This window comes from Pseudomonas sp. 06C 126, assembly GCF_001855215.1.
Classification (GTDB): Bacteria; Pseudomonadota; Gammaproteobacteria; order Pseudomonadales; family Pseudomonadaceae; genus Aquipseudomonas; species Aquipseudomonas proteolytica.
In genome coordinates this window covers 1-278 of the sequence record NZ_MIFU01000067.1, presented here as the reverse complement: position 1 = coordinate 278, position 278 = coordinate 1, and the positions used below count along the sequence as shown (strand labels likewise).

Here is a 278-nt window from a genome sequence, read left to right as displayed (position 1 = left end):
CCACCGGTGACTTTTTCGATGCCGGTCGTAACAGTCTGGTCGCCTTTGTACACATCGTCCGGCGCTACAGCCGAAACAGTACCGCTCGACTCGTTCACACCAATGGTGATGACCTGTTTGTTATCGAGGGTGATGGTCAGCGGGCCAGTGGTATTGGTGACTGGCTTGCCGTCTTTATCAACCAAGGTTGCGGTGTAAACGATTTCGCCGCCTTCACCCACGGTTTTAGTCGCGGTCAGGACCACATCAACTTTGTCGATGGTGTCGTTGATCTGCGT

1 protein-coding gene is annotated in these 278 nt (G+C 54.0%); it reads right to left on the bottom strand.

Annotated features, from left to right (window positions below; translation table 11 throughout):
- A partial coding sequence (locus BHC62_RS07920) for an immunoglobulin-like domain-containing protein (protein WP_143007508.1) occupies positions 1-278 on the bottom strand: 278 nt, incomplete at both ends.